We start from the raw sequence: 13,630 nt of genomic DNA on the forward strand, positions 1-13,630 counted from the left end.
CTACCCCGCCAGCCTGACGGTGGTCGTCGTACCCCAGATCGCCATCGACAGCAGCAGGTCGACCACGTTGATGACGACGATGGAGGTCCGTACCGCGCGGCCGACCGCGACGCCGACTCCCGCCGGACCGCCCGACGCGTGGTAGCCGTGGTAGCAGTGCACCAGGATCACCAGGACGGAGAAGACCAGCACCTTCCCGAAGGACCAGAGCACATCCCCGGGAGGTAGGAACAGGTGGAAGTAGTGGTCGTACGTGCCGGTGCTCTGGCCGTAGAACGTTGTCACCGTCAGCCGGGTGGCGAAGTACGAGGCGAGCAGGCCGACGACGTACAGGGGGATGACTGCGACCAGGCCCGCGATGATCCGGGTGGTGACCAGGAACGGCAACGACGGGATCGCCATCACCTCGAGCGCGTCGATCTCCTCGCTGATCCGCATCGCGCCGAGCTGCGCGGTGAAGCCGCAGCCGACCGTCGCGGCCAGCGCGATGCCGGCGATCAGCGGGCCGATCTCGCGGGTGTTGATGTACGCCGAGACGAAGCCGGCGAACGCGGAGGTGCCGATCTGGTTCAGCGCCGAGTACCCCTGCAGGCCGACCTCGGTGCCGGTGAAGAAGGCCAGGAAGGTGATCACGCCGACCGTGCCGCCGATCACCGCGAGCGCGCCGGTGCCCAGCGTCACCTCGGCCAGCAGCCGCAGGATCTCCTTGCGGTAGCGGGTGATCGACTTGCCGGACCAGGCGAGCGCCTTGATGTAGAAGGTGAGCTGCTCACCGAGCCGGTCGAGGGAGTTCAGCGGCTTCTTCACCAGTGATTGGAGGGCTGACGCGGACGACACAGTCAGGCCCCCTTCGGCGGGACGAGCTGGAAGTAGATCGCCGTCATCGAGAAGTTCGCGACGAACAGCAGCATGAAGGTGATGACGACGGACTGGTTCACGGCGTCACCCACACCCTTCGGGCCGCCGCCCGCGTTGACTCCCTTGTACGACGCGACCACTGCGGCGATGAACCCGAACACCAGCGCCTTCACCTGGCCCTGCCACAGGTCGGGTAGATGCGCGAGCGCGGTGAACGAAGCGATGTAGCTGCCCGGGGTGCCGTCCTGCAGGACCACGTTGAACACGTAGCCGCCCATCACGCCGACCACGCTGACGAACCCGTTCAGGAAGAACGCGACCAGCATGGTGGCCAGCACCCGGGGCACCACCAGTCGCTGGATCGGGTCGATCCCGAGCACCATCATCGCGTCGAGCTCCTCGCGGATCTTGCGCGCGCCCAGATCCGCACAGATCGCCGAACCACCGGCTCCGGCGATCAACAGCGCGGTCGCGATCGGCGAGGCCTCGCGGACCACCGCCAGCACCGCGGCCGACCCGGTGAACGCCTGCGCGCCGAACTGCTTGATCAGCCCGCCGACCTGGAGCGCGATCACCGCACCGAACGGGATCGCGACCAGCGCGGTCGGGATGATCGTCACGCTGGCGACGAACCACGCCTGCTGCAGGAACTCGCGCACCTGGAACGGCCGCCGGACCGAGGCCCGGGCGGTGTCGAGCGCGAAAGCGAAGAGGGATCCTGCGTGCTTCAGCGGGGCGGTCGCGGAAACGGTCACGTGGCCCCCACCACATCAGAGGCGAAGGAGCCTGGCGGGGGTGTCACGCCGTTGACCGCACACCACTCCCCCGGCGGACGTTGGGTCGGGCGGATCATGCCGCTGCTCGGCAGCTGCTGCAGCGGGATCGGCGGCAGCGGGGGCAGTTCCTGGTCGGCCTCGCGAGCCAGCTCGTCGGCGTCCTTCTCCTCCGACATGCCGATCGGGCCGACCCGCTGCGCGTTCAGGAACTGGCGGACCACCGGCTCCTCGCTGGACAGCAGCATCTCCCGCGGGCCGAACATCGCCAGGTGCCGGTGATACAGCAGGCCGATGTTGTCCGGCACCGTGCGCGCGGTGTTGATGTCATGAGTGACGATCAGGCACGTCGCCTGGGTCATCTCGTTCAGGTCGATGATCAGCTGGTTCAGGAACGCCGTCCGGACCGGGTCCAGCCCGGAGTCCGGCTCGTCGAAGAGCAGGATCTCGGGCTCCAGCACCAGCGCGCGGGCCAGGCCGGCCCGCTTGCGCATCCCGCCGGAGATCTCGGCCGGCAGCTTCTTCTCCGCGCCGACGAGACCGACCATCTCCATCTTCTCCATCACGATGGAGCGGATCTCGGACTCCGACTTGCGGGTGTGCTCACGCAGCGGGAAGGCGACGTTGTCGTAGAGGTTCATCGAGCCGAACATCGCGCCGTCCTGGAACAGCACGCCGAACAGCTTGCGGATCTCGTAGAGGTTGCGCTCGGAGCAGGTCGCGATGTCCGTGCCTTCGATGTGCACGTGGCCCTTGTCGGGCTTGAGCAGGCCGATCAAGGTCTTCAGAAAAACGGACTTGCCGGTTCCGGAAGGGCCCAGCATCACGCAGATCTCGCCGGCCGGCAGGGTCAGCGAGACGTCGCCCCAGATCAGCTGGTTTCCGAAGGATTTCGTCAGGCCCTCGACGCGGACTTCGACGCCCACCTGGCCCTCCTCATCGGCTCTGCCTCACGGGTCTTGTCGTTCAGCCCCGACCGACGACTTTACGACGGTTCAACGAGGGGCGGTGCCCTAGGTTACGCACGAGTACCTTTTTGCGTAACCCCTGTGTGTCAAGTGTTGGCGACCGATGAGTCACGCTCCGGTCACGCTCGGTCCGACAGTGCGAGCGCCGCCGGCGGTCTGGACCGGACCGGTCGGGTACAGTCCTGCGCGTCGCCCTTCGAGGTGGCGAAGAGCCCCAGTTCTGCCGGAGGAACCGTGCCGCGGCCAGCTACTTGGTTGAACCGACTGCGGCCCCGCGTGCCGCAAGGTATCGCCTCGCCGCAGCACGGAGACCAGCTCCCACATCCGCGCTCGGAGATCCTAGCGTTGACCGGGGTCCGAGCTGCGGCAGCCCTCGCCGTGGTGGTGCATCACATCGGGTTACCAACTTCGGCACCAGCGCCGTTACGAAACCTTGCTGCCTCGGGCTACATCGGCGTACCGCTGTTCTTCATGCTGTCGGGGGTTGTCCTGGCCTGGAACTACTCGACGCTGACCGTGCTGTCCGGGGCCCGCTTATGGCGGTTCTACCTGGCGCGGATCGCGCGGGTGATGCCGCTCTACTGGGCCGTGCTGCTGTTCCTGGTGGTGCAGCGAGCCGCCCGAGGGGTGCCGCAGGACTCGTTGTGGCGGCACCTGCTGGCGATCCAGAGCTGGTCCGGCGACTACGCGATCGGCCAGGGCAGCTACAACCCGCCCGGCTGGTCGATCTGCGTCGAGATCTTCCTGTACGCGTTGTTTCCCTTGCTGGTGCCCGTGATCGCCTTTGTTTCCAGGCGATTCGGCGTCACCGGGCTGGTCGCGTTGATGGCACTCGCGTTCGCAGTACAGGTAGTCCTCGTCGCGGTGTTCACGGCTGAAGGTTGGGCGTTCCTGTCGGCGAAAGACCCGTCGTCCGGGCATCGGTGGCTCTACCGCAATCCGCTGCCCCGGTTGTCCGAGTTCGTGATCGGGATGTCACTCGCTTTCCTGCTATTGCGGGGATTCCGCCTGCGTGCTCGGGTGGCCGGCTGGCTGCAGGTTGCTTGCGTAGCGGTTGTGCTGGTTGTCGCGGCGGCCGGACCTGGTCATGCCAGGTGGGAACTCCCGGCCTTTTATGGCGCGATGTGGACCGTGCCGTTCGCCGTGCTGCTGCTGTCGCTGGCTGCCGCGCCTACTGCCTGGCTGTCACGCTTCTTCGCCACGCGTGCTTTGGTGACACTCGGTACTGCGAGCTATGCCGTCTACCTGACGCATCGACCGCTCCTGCCCTACCTGGGGAAGGACAGAGTCGACGCATTGGCGGATCCGGCCGGCTTGGCGCCTTACGTGGCCGTGCTGGTGATCATCGGGTTCTGCCTGTTGATCGGGGAAGGCGCGCACCGACTGGTCGAAGTACCGGCTCGGCGGGCTGTGCTGCGGTTTGTCCAGCGGCGGCCGGCCCCCGAGTTGGTCACGGACCGTAGACCGACCGAGGTGTCGGCGTGACAGGACTCACATCAATCGAGCAGGGCGCGGCGCTGTCCCACCCGCGCCCGGAAATCCTTGCCCTGACGGGCTTGCGCGGGCTGGCTGCACTCGGCGTTGTCGCGTCCCAGGTCGGAGTCTGGCGGACCGCTCATCCGGTCCTGCACCACTTGGTGGCCGCCGGGGCGCTGGGGGTGCCGTTCTTCTTCCTGCTGTCCGGGTTCGTACTCGCCTACAACTATCCGACGCTCAGCTTGTCAGCCGGGCGCCGCGCACTCGGGCGCTACGCAATGGCGCGGGTCGCACGGCTCGGGCCGTTGTTCCTGAGCGTGGGTGCCGGCGTGCTGGTGCTCGGCGCGCTCAACGGCGGCGGCTGGATCGATGACGTCTACGGCGACGCCGCCTGGTTCGTCGGTACTACGGTCGTCCTGTATGCCGTGTTCCCACTGCTGGCGCAGTTGGTCGCATCCAAACCTGGCGTGGCTGTGGTTTGCGCTCTTGCCGTCCAGGCGATCGTGCTCGGCCTGCGGCTCATCACGGGCTCGGACGCTTGGCTCTACCGCAATCCTCTGGCGTGGATCCCGGACCTGGTTTTGGGGATGGCGCTGTCTTACCTCGTGGCTGGAGGTTGGCGGCTGTCCCGGCGTACGGCGTACCTAGTGCAGGGCGTTGCTGTCGTCTATGCCTTGGCAATGGTTGTTGCGTTCGGCTCCAGTACTGCGGTGCGGTACGGCGCAGTGTGGTCCGTGCCGCTCGCCCTGGTGATCCTCAGCGTCCTCACCGTCACGTGGACGTCGTCTCTGCTCTCGACGCAGGTGATGGTCCGGCTCGGCGTGATCGGCTTCGCCCTGTTCCTGTTCCGCGCGATCGTGATGAACGGATTCGGCCCGGTCCGCTCGGGGTCGATCTCCAACGCCCTGCTCGCCCTCGGCTGGATCGGATTCGCCGTGCTCATCGGCGAAGGGGCCCACAGATACATAGGCGCCCCCGGCCGCCAACGGCTGCTGAACATCGCCCGCCGCCTAGAACAGCGCCGCACCGCCTCAGCCAAGACCTAAGGGGTGCACCCACCTAACCCCTTCGCCGACGCACGCCTCGTCGTGTCGCTCGCCTGATCCATCCAGACTTCATGAACAGGTGACATAACCAGCTGCCGTCTGCTTATGTCATCGGCCGGCGACTCTCCATACCTGACTCTTCGATGCCGCTCGTCCGTCCGGGACCACGCGTGCCGGCATCGCAAGGGGTGCGAGTCAGGGGCCCTGTGCGGTCCCGGACGTGCCGAAGGGCGGTCCGTGGTGGACCGCCCTTCGCTTACTGCTGGTACTGCGTGTGCGGCTGAGCCGCACGGGTCACTTCAGGGTGACGGTGGCGCCGGCGCCCTCGAGGGCCTCCTTGGCCTTCTCCGCGGAGGCCTTGTCGACCTTCTCGAGGATGGCCTTCGGCGCGCTCTCGACGAGGTCCTTGGCCTCCTTCAGGCCGAGGCTCGTGAGGCCACGCACCTCCTTGATGACCTGGATCTTCTTGTCGCCGGCCGCCTCGAGGACGACGTCGAACTCGTCCTGCTCCGCGGCCTCTTCGGCGGCGGCAGCCGGCGCGCCCGGGGCGGCGGCAACGGCGACGGGAGCAGCGGCGGTCACGCCGAACTCCTCCTCGAAGGCCTTCACGAACTCAGAGAGCTCGAGCAGGGTGAGTTCCTTGAACTGGTCGAGCAGCTCTTCGGTGCTGAGCTTCGCCATGGTGGCGGTCCTTCCGTAAGTGTGTTGCTAGGGATCACTGAATGTGGTGTTGCGTGAGTCGAACGTGTCAGCTGTCAGCCGACGCGGTCTCCTCGGTGCTCGCCTCGGCAGGTGCTTCGGCCGGTGCGTCCTGCACGGCCTCCGCGGCCGGAGCCTCGTCCGCCACGGGGGCGTCCTGGGCCGGCAGCTTGTCCTGCAGCGCCGCGAACAGGCGCGCGGCCTGTGCGAGCGGAGCAGCGAACAGGGACACCGCTTGCTGCGGAGCCGCCTTCATCGCACCTGCGAGCTTCGAGAGGAGAACCTCACGCGACTCCAGGTCAGCGAGTCTGTTGATCTCGTCAGAGCCGAGTGCCTTGCCGTCCAGCACACCACCCTTGATGACGAGAAGGGGATTGGCCTTGGCGAAGTCACGCAGCCCCTTGGCCGCGACCACCGGGTCGCCCTTGATGAAGGCGATGGCCGACGGACCCTCCAGCAGCGAGTCGAACGACTCCACTCCGGCGTCCTTGGCCGCGATCTTGGTCAGCGTGTTCTTCACCACGGCGTAGTTCACGTCGTCACCGAGCGTAGTGCGCAACTGCCGCAACTGCGCCACAGTGAGTCCGCGGTACTCGGTCAGCACGGCGCCGGCGGAGCTCTTGAAGTTCTCAGTGAGCTCTGCGACGGCGGCTGCCTTGTCCGGCCTCGCCATGGGTCTCCTTCCGCCCTGTTCACACAGGGTTTGGCCTCAAATGCCATACCGCCTTGCCACGCCGGTCAGGACCCCGAACATCGAAAACGCCCCTGCGCAGGCGCAAGGGCGTGAACAAACTGCTGTCACTTCCAAGTCACCTACGCGGGCGCCCACGATCTTGTGGGACCTTCAGTCACTCCGGGAGCGACAACCAGCGGTCTTCGGCAACACACATTGTTACATCAGAACCGACCCTGACCAAATCCGGTCGTCCCGACGCGATATCAACTCCTACAGGATAGGGAGGAGTCGAGATGAGCCCGCGGCCGATGGACCTTGCGTCACGAGCCTCAGTCGGGGTGAGTGGGATGAGGTGGGATCCAGCGGTTCATCGCGGTGGCGGCGGCCCAGCCTGCGAGGCCCATGACCAGTACTGCGGGGCCTAGGCCTGACAGCGCCGTCACGGCAGCGATCAGGAGTGGGCCGGCGCCGTTGCCTGTGTCCGCGAAGAGCCGGAACGCGCCGAGGAACTGAGCACGACCGACCGGCGGCGAGGCGTCGGCGCCGAGCGTCATGATCACCCCGGCGCCGAGCCCGTTGCCGATGCCCATCAGTAGCGCCACAGCGGTCAGCGAGTGGACCGAGTGGGTCAGCGGCAGCAGCAAGTGAGCCAGTCCCAGCACGAACATCGACGGCACCGCGACCCACTTCCGCCCGAACCGGTCCATCACCGAGCCGGCCGGGTAGAAGAGCAGCATGTCCACCGCGCCGGACACCCCGAAGATCAGGCTCGTGGTCTGCGGATCCAGCCCGATGTGCTCGGCCCAGAGCGGGATCACCACCTGTCGGGACGCCCGTACCGCGCCGACGAGCAGCGCGCCGAATCCCAGCGTTCGCAGTACTGGAAGGTGTTCCCGGATCACCGCGCGGGTCGACTGCATGACGACCGGCCGGCCCACGCGACTCCGGCGTACGGACTCGATGTCCGGCAGGCTCACCAGGACTGCGCAGGCCATCAGGGCCGCGACCAGGTGGACCCAGTACGCGCCGTCGGTGCCGAGGAACTTCATCGCGAAGGCGCCCAGGAACGGCCCGATGAAGGAGCCGATCCGCTGGACACCGCCCAGAGTGGACAGGGCCCGCGCCCTCAGTTGCAGCGGGACGGCCTCGCTGAGGTAGGCCTGTCGGGCCAGGCCCCAGACGGCCGCGGCGAGCCCGGTCGCGGTGATGGCGAGGGCCAGACCCCAGACGGTCGGGACAACCAGACAGGCGACCAGCGCGAACGAGACCAGAACGGTCGCGAGCAGCATCGCGCGGCGTTCGCCGATCCGGGTGGTGATCGCTCCTGCCGGGATGTCGCCGAGGACCTGGCCGAGACCCGCGGCCGCGACCACCAGGCCGGCCATCGCGACGGAGGCGCCGAGATCTCGGGCGGACAGCGCGACGACGGGAGCGATCGCCCCCTGGCCGATGCCGTAGAGCAGTGCCGGAAGGTACACCGTGGGCGCTATCTTCCAGAGACTCACCTGATTCTCCATCTGCGTTCTACCGAGCCCGCTTCGAGCCCGGCGCGCCGGCTGGAACAGGATCCGGCGCCGACGCACGCATCGTGCAAAGGTCGCGCGCTGCCGCGGTGGCGCCGAGCACCTCGGAAACCGACCAAGCGACCTGCGCGACGCGCTTGCCGAGCTGATCCATCCGCTCTGGCGCCATCCGCAGCTCCGGTCCAGAGAGGCTGATGCAGCCCACCGCCTGGCCAGAGAAGTCGAAGACCGCCGCGGCGACACTGCGGATGCCCGGCGTGCGCTCGGACATCGACCTGGCAAAACCTCTTCGGCGAGCTTCGGCCAGCTGTGCTGCCAGTACTTCGGGATCGGTGATCGTCTGCGGAAGGACCTGCTCCAGCGGCACGGTCAGTACTGCGACCTGCTGCTCCCACGGCGCGAAGGCGAGCAGCACCTTGCCGGGCGCCCCCTGAGGCAAGGGCACCGGAATGCCGAACTCCGTATAGGTACGGCGCAACTGGTGGTGGCTCTCGACCTGATCGACCACCACGCGCTCACCCGAAGGCAGCAACTCGTGCACCGCGGCGGTCTCTTCAGTTTCGTCACGCAGCGCCCGTAGTACGGGCATGGCTGCCTCGCGCAAGGTGTCGGGGATGCCACCGCTGCGGGCCAGTTGGGCGACGAGCGGGCCGAGGGCATATCTGCGATCGGCGGTCTGACGGATCAGGCCGTTCGCCTGCATGGCCAGCAGGAGCCGATGCACGGTGCTGGTGGACAGGCCGGTCGCCCTGGCCAGATCACTGATTCCGAGGTCCGGCTGCCGGACGTCGAAGCAGCGCAGGATCGCCACCGCCCGGTCGATGGACTGGACCGCGACGCGGCGCGGGGCCGCTGGATCACCCGACATGCAGAGGTCCTCCGGACAAAAGAGATCAGCCGACCGAGCCGCTGCAGAATACCTGCGCCATCCCACAGCGCGAAGTACCTTCCCACGATGCGGGAAGCCCGTGCCGCAGGAAGGGCCCTGCCGATCAGATCGTCTCGATGCCGAACGTCCTCAGCTTGCGGTAGAGCGACGACCGGGCGATGCCCAGAGCCGCCGCGGCCTGGACCCTGTTGCCGTCCGCATCGTGCAGCGCCCGGACGATAGCGTCGCGCTCGATGGCCTCGAGGCCGGTGAGCTGCCGCCGCGCCGACTGGTGGCAGTAGCCGGGAAGGTCCTCCGGCCGGATCTCCCCGACCGGACGTTTACCGAGGGCCGCGCGAAGCGCCTCCTCCAACTGGCGGATATTGCCTGGCCAGGAGTAGCCGCAGATCACTCGCATCGCGGCCGGACTGACGCGGCGTTCCCGCAGGGCGGACAGCTTCCTGAGCACCTGCGCCACCACCATCGGGATGTCCTCGGTCCGGTGGCGCAGCGGTGGCACGGTGACCGAGTGCTCGAAGTGAACCAGCGCGGCACGGAAGGGAAGTTCCGAGTCGACATTCGCGTCCGACAACGTGGCTGCGATGTACGCAGGGCTCTCACCGTCGGCGACGGCCAACAGGATGGCGTTCAACCGTTTGGTGCCGTCGGAGGACAGCCCGTCGATGTTGCGGAAGATCCACAGTGTCGGCTCGGAGACCGCCTCCAGCGGTTCGCTGCCGAAGGAGTCCTTTCCCAGCTCGGCGGCGTCGACGAGCCTGCTCCGGCCGGCCGGCGTGGCCCGCTTGTACAGGTCGACCACGAGCGAGAACTTCCCGGCGCCGGTCTCACCGACGACGAGCAGCGCCTGGTGCTGCGCCAGTGCGGCCAGGATCTCAGCGCACGCCCGCTTCCAGAGCGGCGACTGACTCACCGGCCTCGTAGCGGCCGAGCGGTGGCGGACCGCTGGCCGGTCCACGCTCGTCACGGGGGCAGCCTCGACCGAACGTCGCCTCGCGGAGGCTGCGGGCTCCTCATGTCGCAGGACGACCTCGACCACGACGCCTGCGACGGTGTCGCCGACGATCACCCGAGTGCCGTGCAACCGGACGACGTTGCCGGTGGGGAGCTCGATCTCGTCGACCACGTGCCCCTTGCGAGTGCCGAGATATCGCAGGTGCTCCTGGATCGTGCGCTGTTCCGCGGGGTCGAACAGAGCCTGCGCGACGGAGTTCCCCATCACGACGCTGCCACCGACCGCAAGCACCGCGCCCCGGGTCCGTGAATCGGTCTTCACGAACGTCTCGAACAGCGCCTGCTGGAGCACGCTGCGGTCGAGCAGCAGGCTCCGCTCGATGTTCTGGGCCGCCGTACGGACGAGGGATCGCATCAGCGGGTTGGAGTCCTCGGCCAGACAACTGATGTCCAGCACGCCTTCGATATGTCCGGTCAGCGGGTCCCGGATCGGCGCACCGGCACACGCGAACGGCTGGAGCCTCTCGTGGAAATGCTGGGCGCCGACGACATGGACCGGCTGGCCTGCCTCGAAGACGGTCCCCACGCCGTTCGTCCCGACGTTCCCCTCGGCGTACTGGAAGCCGGAGGCGAACGAGATGCCGTCCAGGCGCGCCCCGACCGCCGAACTGGTGTCGAGTCTGCTGAGGACACGGGCCTTGCTGTCGGTGAGCGCGATGCTCAGCGGGATGTCCGCGGCCTCGCCGCTGAGCCGGTCGATGATCGGCTGGGCCGAGCGGACCAGGCGGGACGAGGTGTCGAGGTCCTGGAAGTACTGCGCGCGCACCTCGTCGGTGTCCACCCCCGCCTGCAGGGAGCGTTGCCAGGACGCGGCCACGATCTCCGGGACGGCACCGGACACCGACGCGCCTGCCGACAGGAAGTCGGCACGGGCGTTCGCAGTACGTCGTCGCTGGTCGGTTGGGTCCACGGTTCCGCCGCCCCTTCCTTCCCGATGATCGCGCTCGGGATCGGCGCTGTGAAGGGGTCTGCCGGGGCGACCACTGGTCGAAACGATCGTGTCCGAATGTGAGACACGACGCCCGTCCTTCACCGGGTGAAATTAGGACTGCAACACTCCTGGGCCCAGGAGGCCCCCCGGCTCCCCCGACCGGCCCCCGAACTTCTGGGCCCAGGAGACCAATCCGGCCGAACCCCCGCGGCCGGACCTGAAACCAGCGACCTGCCTCCCCTCGGCAGGTGAGAGAACAGGTGATCTCGGTGAACATCGAGACCTCAGTCGACGATCAGGTGCTGATGGTGTGCGACTCGGCCGAATGTGACGGTCGCGAGACCGAGCACGACGCCAAGACCATCGCGTACTGGGAGACCCCCGACTCCGGGACCATCGTCTCGCGGACGTCGTGCCGCGACTGCAACCAGACCAAGGCCGCCCAGCAATGGGTCGGGCCACCCCGCCGGCCGTCCCACGACTGCGGCTACTACACCGACGACTCCGGCGTCTGCTCGTACTGCCACTGCTGATGCCGTGGGAGCGGCGGGCCGGACGGCTCAGCCCAGGACGGCGAGTGCGTCGATCTCGACGAGCATCGGCTCGAGCGGGAGGCCGGTGAAGACGGTCGTACGCGACGGCAGCACGCCGCTCGGCGTCTTCGGGCCGACGAACTCGGCATAAGCCTCGTTCATCGCAGCGAAGTGGTCCCGGGTGGTCAGGTAGACCCGCAACATCACCACGTCGTCGAAGGTCGCTCCACCGGCGGTGAGGATCGCCTCGATGTTCTGCAGTACCCGCGTGGTCTGCGCCTTCACGTCTCCGGTGAAGACGAACTCGTTGCTCCCCGGGTCGACCGAGCCCTGGCCCGACACCTGCAGGATGTTGCCCTTGCGCACACCCTGGGAGAACACGGGCATCGGCGTGGGCGCCTCGGGTGTGGACACGACGGTCTTGTCGGACATTCGGGCTTCCTCTCGGTCGGTTCGGATCTAGTTGTAGTCGGCACCGATGGCTGCCGCGGTGCTGAGCAGGTCTGGCAGCAGTTCGAGCACCTGCTCATAGTTGAGCAGAACGTCCGGCACCGAGATCGAGACGGCCCCGACCACCCGGCCGGAGCGTTCCGCGATCGGCGCAGCGATGCAGTTGATGAACGACTCGTGCTCGGCACGGTCGTGGGCCCAGCCCTGCGACCGGACCCGGTCCAGCTCGTCGCGCAGGTCGTCCGGACCGGTGATCGTGTTCGGCGTGAACTGGTGATACTCGATCGAGTTCAGGAGAGCCTCGCGCTGCCGCTTGGGTTGGGCCGCCAGCAGCACCTTGCCGACGGCCGTGCAGTGCAATGCCGCCGGGACACCGACCTGCGAGTACATCCGGACCGACTGCACGCTGTCGAGCTTGTCGATGTAGATGACCTGCCCGTTCTCGTACGCCGCGAGGTGGACCGTCTGCCCGGTCCGCTGGTTCAGCTGGTGTAGATGCGGCGCAGCCACGGCCCGTACTACGTGTTGCTCGCGTGCGACATCCGCCAACGAGAACAAGCGCGAGCCCAACGTGTACCGGTGGGCGTCATCGCGCCGGACGAACCGCTCACCCTCCATCGTCCTCAGCAGCCGCAAGACGGTCGTCTTGTGCACGTCCAGCTCGGTCGCGAGCTGGTCCAGGGAGCGGTCGCCCTCCCCCAGGCTCACCAGGATCTGCAGGGCTCTGCCCAGACTCTGACTCACACGACACCTCCGACCAAGGCCGGCGAGCTGATGCCGGCCGGGCCTACCTGTGTCCCGGCCCAGTCATCCTGCGAGCAGCCGAGCAGGGCTTGCCGGACAGCAGGTTCGGGTGGAGCCGCATGATCCTCCGGCACAGCCAGGACAGCCGCAGCGCTGAGGTGACCCAGCCTGAGCCGCTGCTCCATCGGCAAGGCCTGCAGCGTCCCGGCCAGGTAGCCGGCCGCAAAGGCGTCGCCGGCTCCGACTGGTTCCACCACGTCGACAGCGAGCGCCGGAACCTCCGTACGACGCCCGTCCGGCTCCAGCGCGAGCGCAGCGTGTGCATCGGACTTGACCACCAGCGTGGAGCGCGGCCCGAGCAGTTCCCGCAGCTCAAGCGGGTCACTGGTGCCAGCGAAGAGCATCGCCTCGTCCGCCCCGATCAGCACGACGTCGGCCGCACGCAGCAGGCGCCAGAGCGGCCCAGTGTCAGTGTCAGTGTCACGGTCACGGTCACGCCACAGGGCCGGCCGCCAGTTGAGGTCGACGCTCAGTGTGAAACCCAGGGTGTCCCGTAAGCCGGCAAGGCGGTCCAGCATTTCGGCCGCGGTCGTCGAGATCGCTGCGGTGATGCCAGTGGTGTGCACGAGCTCGGCGCCCACCAGTCGGCTCCGCACCGCGGGCCGGTCGAGGAAGGCCGGATCCATGGCGGCAGCGGCCGAGCCGGAGCGGTAGTAGTGCATCCGGCTCCGGCCGCCGATGGTGTGCTTCACATACAAACCGGTCGGCCGGAGTGGATCGTCCTCGACTCCGCCGACCTCGACCCCGCGGGCCTCGAGGTCGGACAGTACGTGCCGGCCGAAGCCGTCGGCGCCGAGCCGCGAGATCCATCCGGTCGGGATGCCGAGCGCCGCGAGACCGCCGGCCACGTTGCACTCCGCGCCCCCGACCGAACGACGGAACGTCTCGACATCCTCCAAGGGGGCACCGGTCTCGCCGGCGAGCATGATCATCGCCTCGCCCAGGCAGACCGCCCGCGGTACTGGATCGACCATTCGGCGAGTCCTCTCGGGC

14 protein-coding genes are annotated in these 13,630 nt (G+C 67.8%); 3 read left to right on the top strand and 11 right to left on the bottom strand.

The genetic code is table 11. From position 1 onward, the window contains the following. The 3 genes from ABD210_RS10940 to ABD210_RS10950 are packed head-to-tail and all read right to left on the bottom strand — an operon-like array spanning position 1 to position 2,557. Positions 1–837 carry an MlaE family ABC transporter permease gene (locus ABD210_RS10940; RefSeq protein ID WP_344110942.1) on the bottom strand — a complete coding sequence of 279 codons (837 nt, stop codon included), beginning with the start codon at positions 835–837 and terminating at the stop codon, positions 1–3. A gap of 2 nt (positions 838–839) precedes the next feature. After that, the gene (locus ABD210_RS10945; RefSeq protein WP_344110943.1) at positions 840–1,613 is read right to left on the bottom strand and encodes an MlaE family ABC transporter permease; all 774 of its coding nucleotides are present in this window, start codon (positions 1,611–1,613) and stop codon (positions 840–842) included. Beyond that, positions 1,610–2,557 (bottom strand): ABC transporter ATP-binding protein, encoded by a 948-nt coding sequence (locus ABD210_RS10950; protein WP_344110944.1) that lies wholly within the window; start codon positions 2,555–2,557, stop codon positions 1,610–1,612. Before ABD210_RS10950 ends, ABD210_RS10945 begins: the two co-directional genes overlap by 4 nt. Before the next feature lie 387 nt (positions 2,558–2,944). Here ABD210_RS10950 and ABD210_RS10955 point away from each other — a divergent pair, with 387 nt between their 5' ends. After that, positions 2,945–4,084, top strand: coding sequence for an acyltransferase family protein (locus ABD210_RS10955; protein WP_344110946.1), 1,140 nt, complete (start codon positions 2,945–2,947; stop codon positions 4,082–4,084). Further along, on the top strand, positions 4,081–5,121 hold the full coding sequence (locus ABD210_RS10960) for an acyltransferase family protein (RefSeq protein ID WP_344110947.1): 1,041 nt from the start codon (positions 4,081–4,083) through the stop codon (positions 5,119–5,121). Before ABD210_RS10955 ends, ABD210_RS10960 begins: the two co-directional genes overlap by 4 nt. 294 nt (positions 5,122–5,415) lie before the next feature. Here ABD210_RS10960 and rplL read toward each other — a convergent pair whose 3' ends face one another. The 5 genes from rplL to ABD210_RS10985 form a co-directional block, all read right to left on the bottom strand. Then, complete coding sequence (gene rplL / locus ABD210_RS10965; protein WP_344110948.1) at positions 5,416–5,802, bottom strand: 50S ribosomal protein L7/L12; 387 nt, start codon at positions 5,800–5,802, stop codon at positions 5,416–5,418. Between the two features lie 67 nt (positions 5,803–5,869). Continuing rightward, a complete protein-coding gene (gene rplJ, locus ABD210_RS10970; RefSeq protein WP_344110949.1) occupies positions 5,870–6,493 on the bottom strand; it encodes a 50S ribosomal protein L10 in 624 nt (207 codons plus the stop codon). A gap of 332 nt (positions 6,494–6,825) precedes the next feature. Continuing rightward, positions 6,826–8,001 carry an MFS transporter gene (locus ABD210_RS10975; protein ID WP_344110950.1) on the bottom strand — a complete coding sequence of 392 codons (1,176 nt, stop codon included), beginning with the start codon at positions 7,999–8,001 and terminating at the stop codon, positions 6,826–6,828. Between the two features lie 19 nt (positions 8,002–8,020). Continuing rightward, on the bottom strand, positions 8,021–8,887 hold the full coding sequence (locus tag ABD210_RS10980; protein WP_344110951.1) for an IclR family transcriptional regulator: 867 nt from the start codon (positions 8,885–8,887) through the stop codon (positions 8,021–8,023). Positions 8,888–9,011: 124 nt separating this feature from the next. Then, complete coding sequence (locus ABD210_RS10985) at positions 9,012–10,829, bottom strand: sigma-54-dependent Fis family transcriptional regulator (protein WP_344110952.1); 1,818 nt, start codon at positions 10,827–10,829, stop codon at positions 9,012–9,014. Between the two features lie 269 nt (positions 10,830–11,098). Here ABD210_RS10985 and ABD210_RS10990 point away from each other — a divergent pair, with 269 nt between their 5' ends. Then, entirely contained in the window at positions 11,099–11,383 is a 285-nt protein-coding gene (locus tag ABD210_RS10990; RefSeq protein ID WP_344110953.1) for a hypothetical protein, read from the top strand. A 27-nt stretch (positions 11,384–11,410) separates the two neighbouring features. Here the strand turns inward: ABD210_RS10990 and ABD210_RS10995 are convergent, their stop codons facing one another. Genes ABD210_RS10995 through ABD210_RS11005 form a run of 3 tightly spaced genes read right to left on the bottom strand, consistent with a single transcriptional unit; the run spans position 11,411 to position 13,611 of the window. Then, positions 11,411–11,815, bottom strand: a complete 405-nt coding sequence (locus ABD210_RS10995; RefSeq protein WP_344110954.1) for a RidA family protein — start codon at positions 11,813–11,815, stop codon at positions 11,411–11,413. Between the two features lie 27 nt (positions 11,816–11,842). Further along, on the bottom strand, positions 11,843–12,577 hold the full coding sequence (locus tag ABD210_RS11000) for an IclR family transcriptional regulator (protein WP_344110955.1): 735 nt from the start codon (positions 12,575–12,577) through the stop codon (positions 11,843–11,845). After that, positions 12,574–13,611, bottom strand: a complete 1,038-nt coding sequence (locus tag ABD210_RS11005; protein WP_344110956.1) for a sugar kinase — start codon at positions 13,609–13,611, stop codon at positions 12,574–12,576. Before ABD210_RS11005 ends, ABD210_RS11000 begins: the two co-directional genes overlap by 4 nt. Positions 13,612–13,630 lie beyond the last annotated feature (19 nt).

The sequence above is a fragment of the Kribbella alba genome (genome assembly GCF_039529635.1).
GTDB lineage: Bacteria > Actinomycetota > Actinomycetes > Propionibacteriales > Kribbellaceae > Kribbella > Kribbella alba.

Coding starts and splice junctions, on each gene's coding strand:
- ABD210_RS10995 (WP_344110954.1), bottom strand. CDS start 11,815: ATGTCCGACAAGACCGTCGTGTCCACACCCGAGGCGCCCACGCCGATG.
- ABD210_RS10980 (WP_344110951.1), bottom strand. CDS start 8,887: ATGTCGGGTGATCCAGCGGCCCCGCGCCGCGTCGCGGTCCAGTCCATC.
- rplL (WP_344110948.1), bottom strand. CDS start 5,802: ATGGCGAAGCTCAGCACCGAAGAGCTGCTCGACCAGTTCAAGGAACTC.
- ABD210_RS11005 (WP_344110956.1), bottom strand. CDS start 13,611: ATGGTCGATCCAGTACCGCGGGCGGTCTGCCTGGGCGAGGCGATGATC.
- rplJ (WP_344110949.1), bottom strand. CDS start 6,493: ATGGCGAGGCCGGACAAGGCAGCCGCCGTCGCAGAGCTCACTGAGAAC.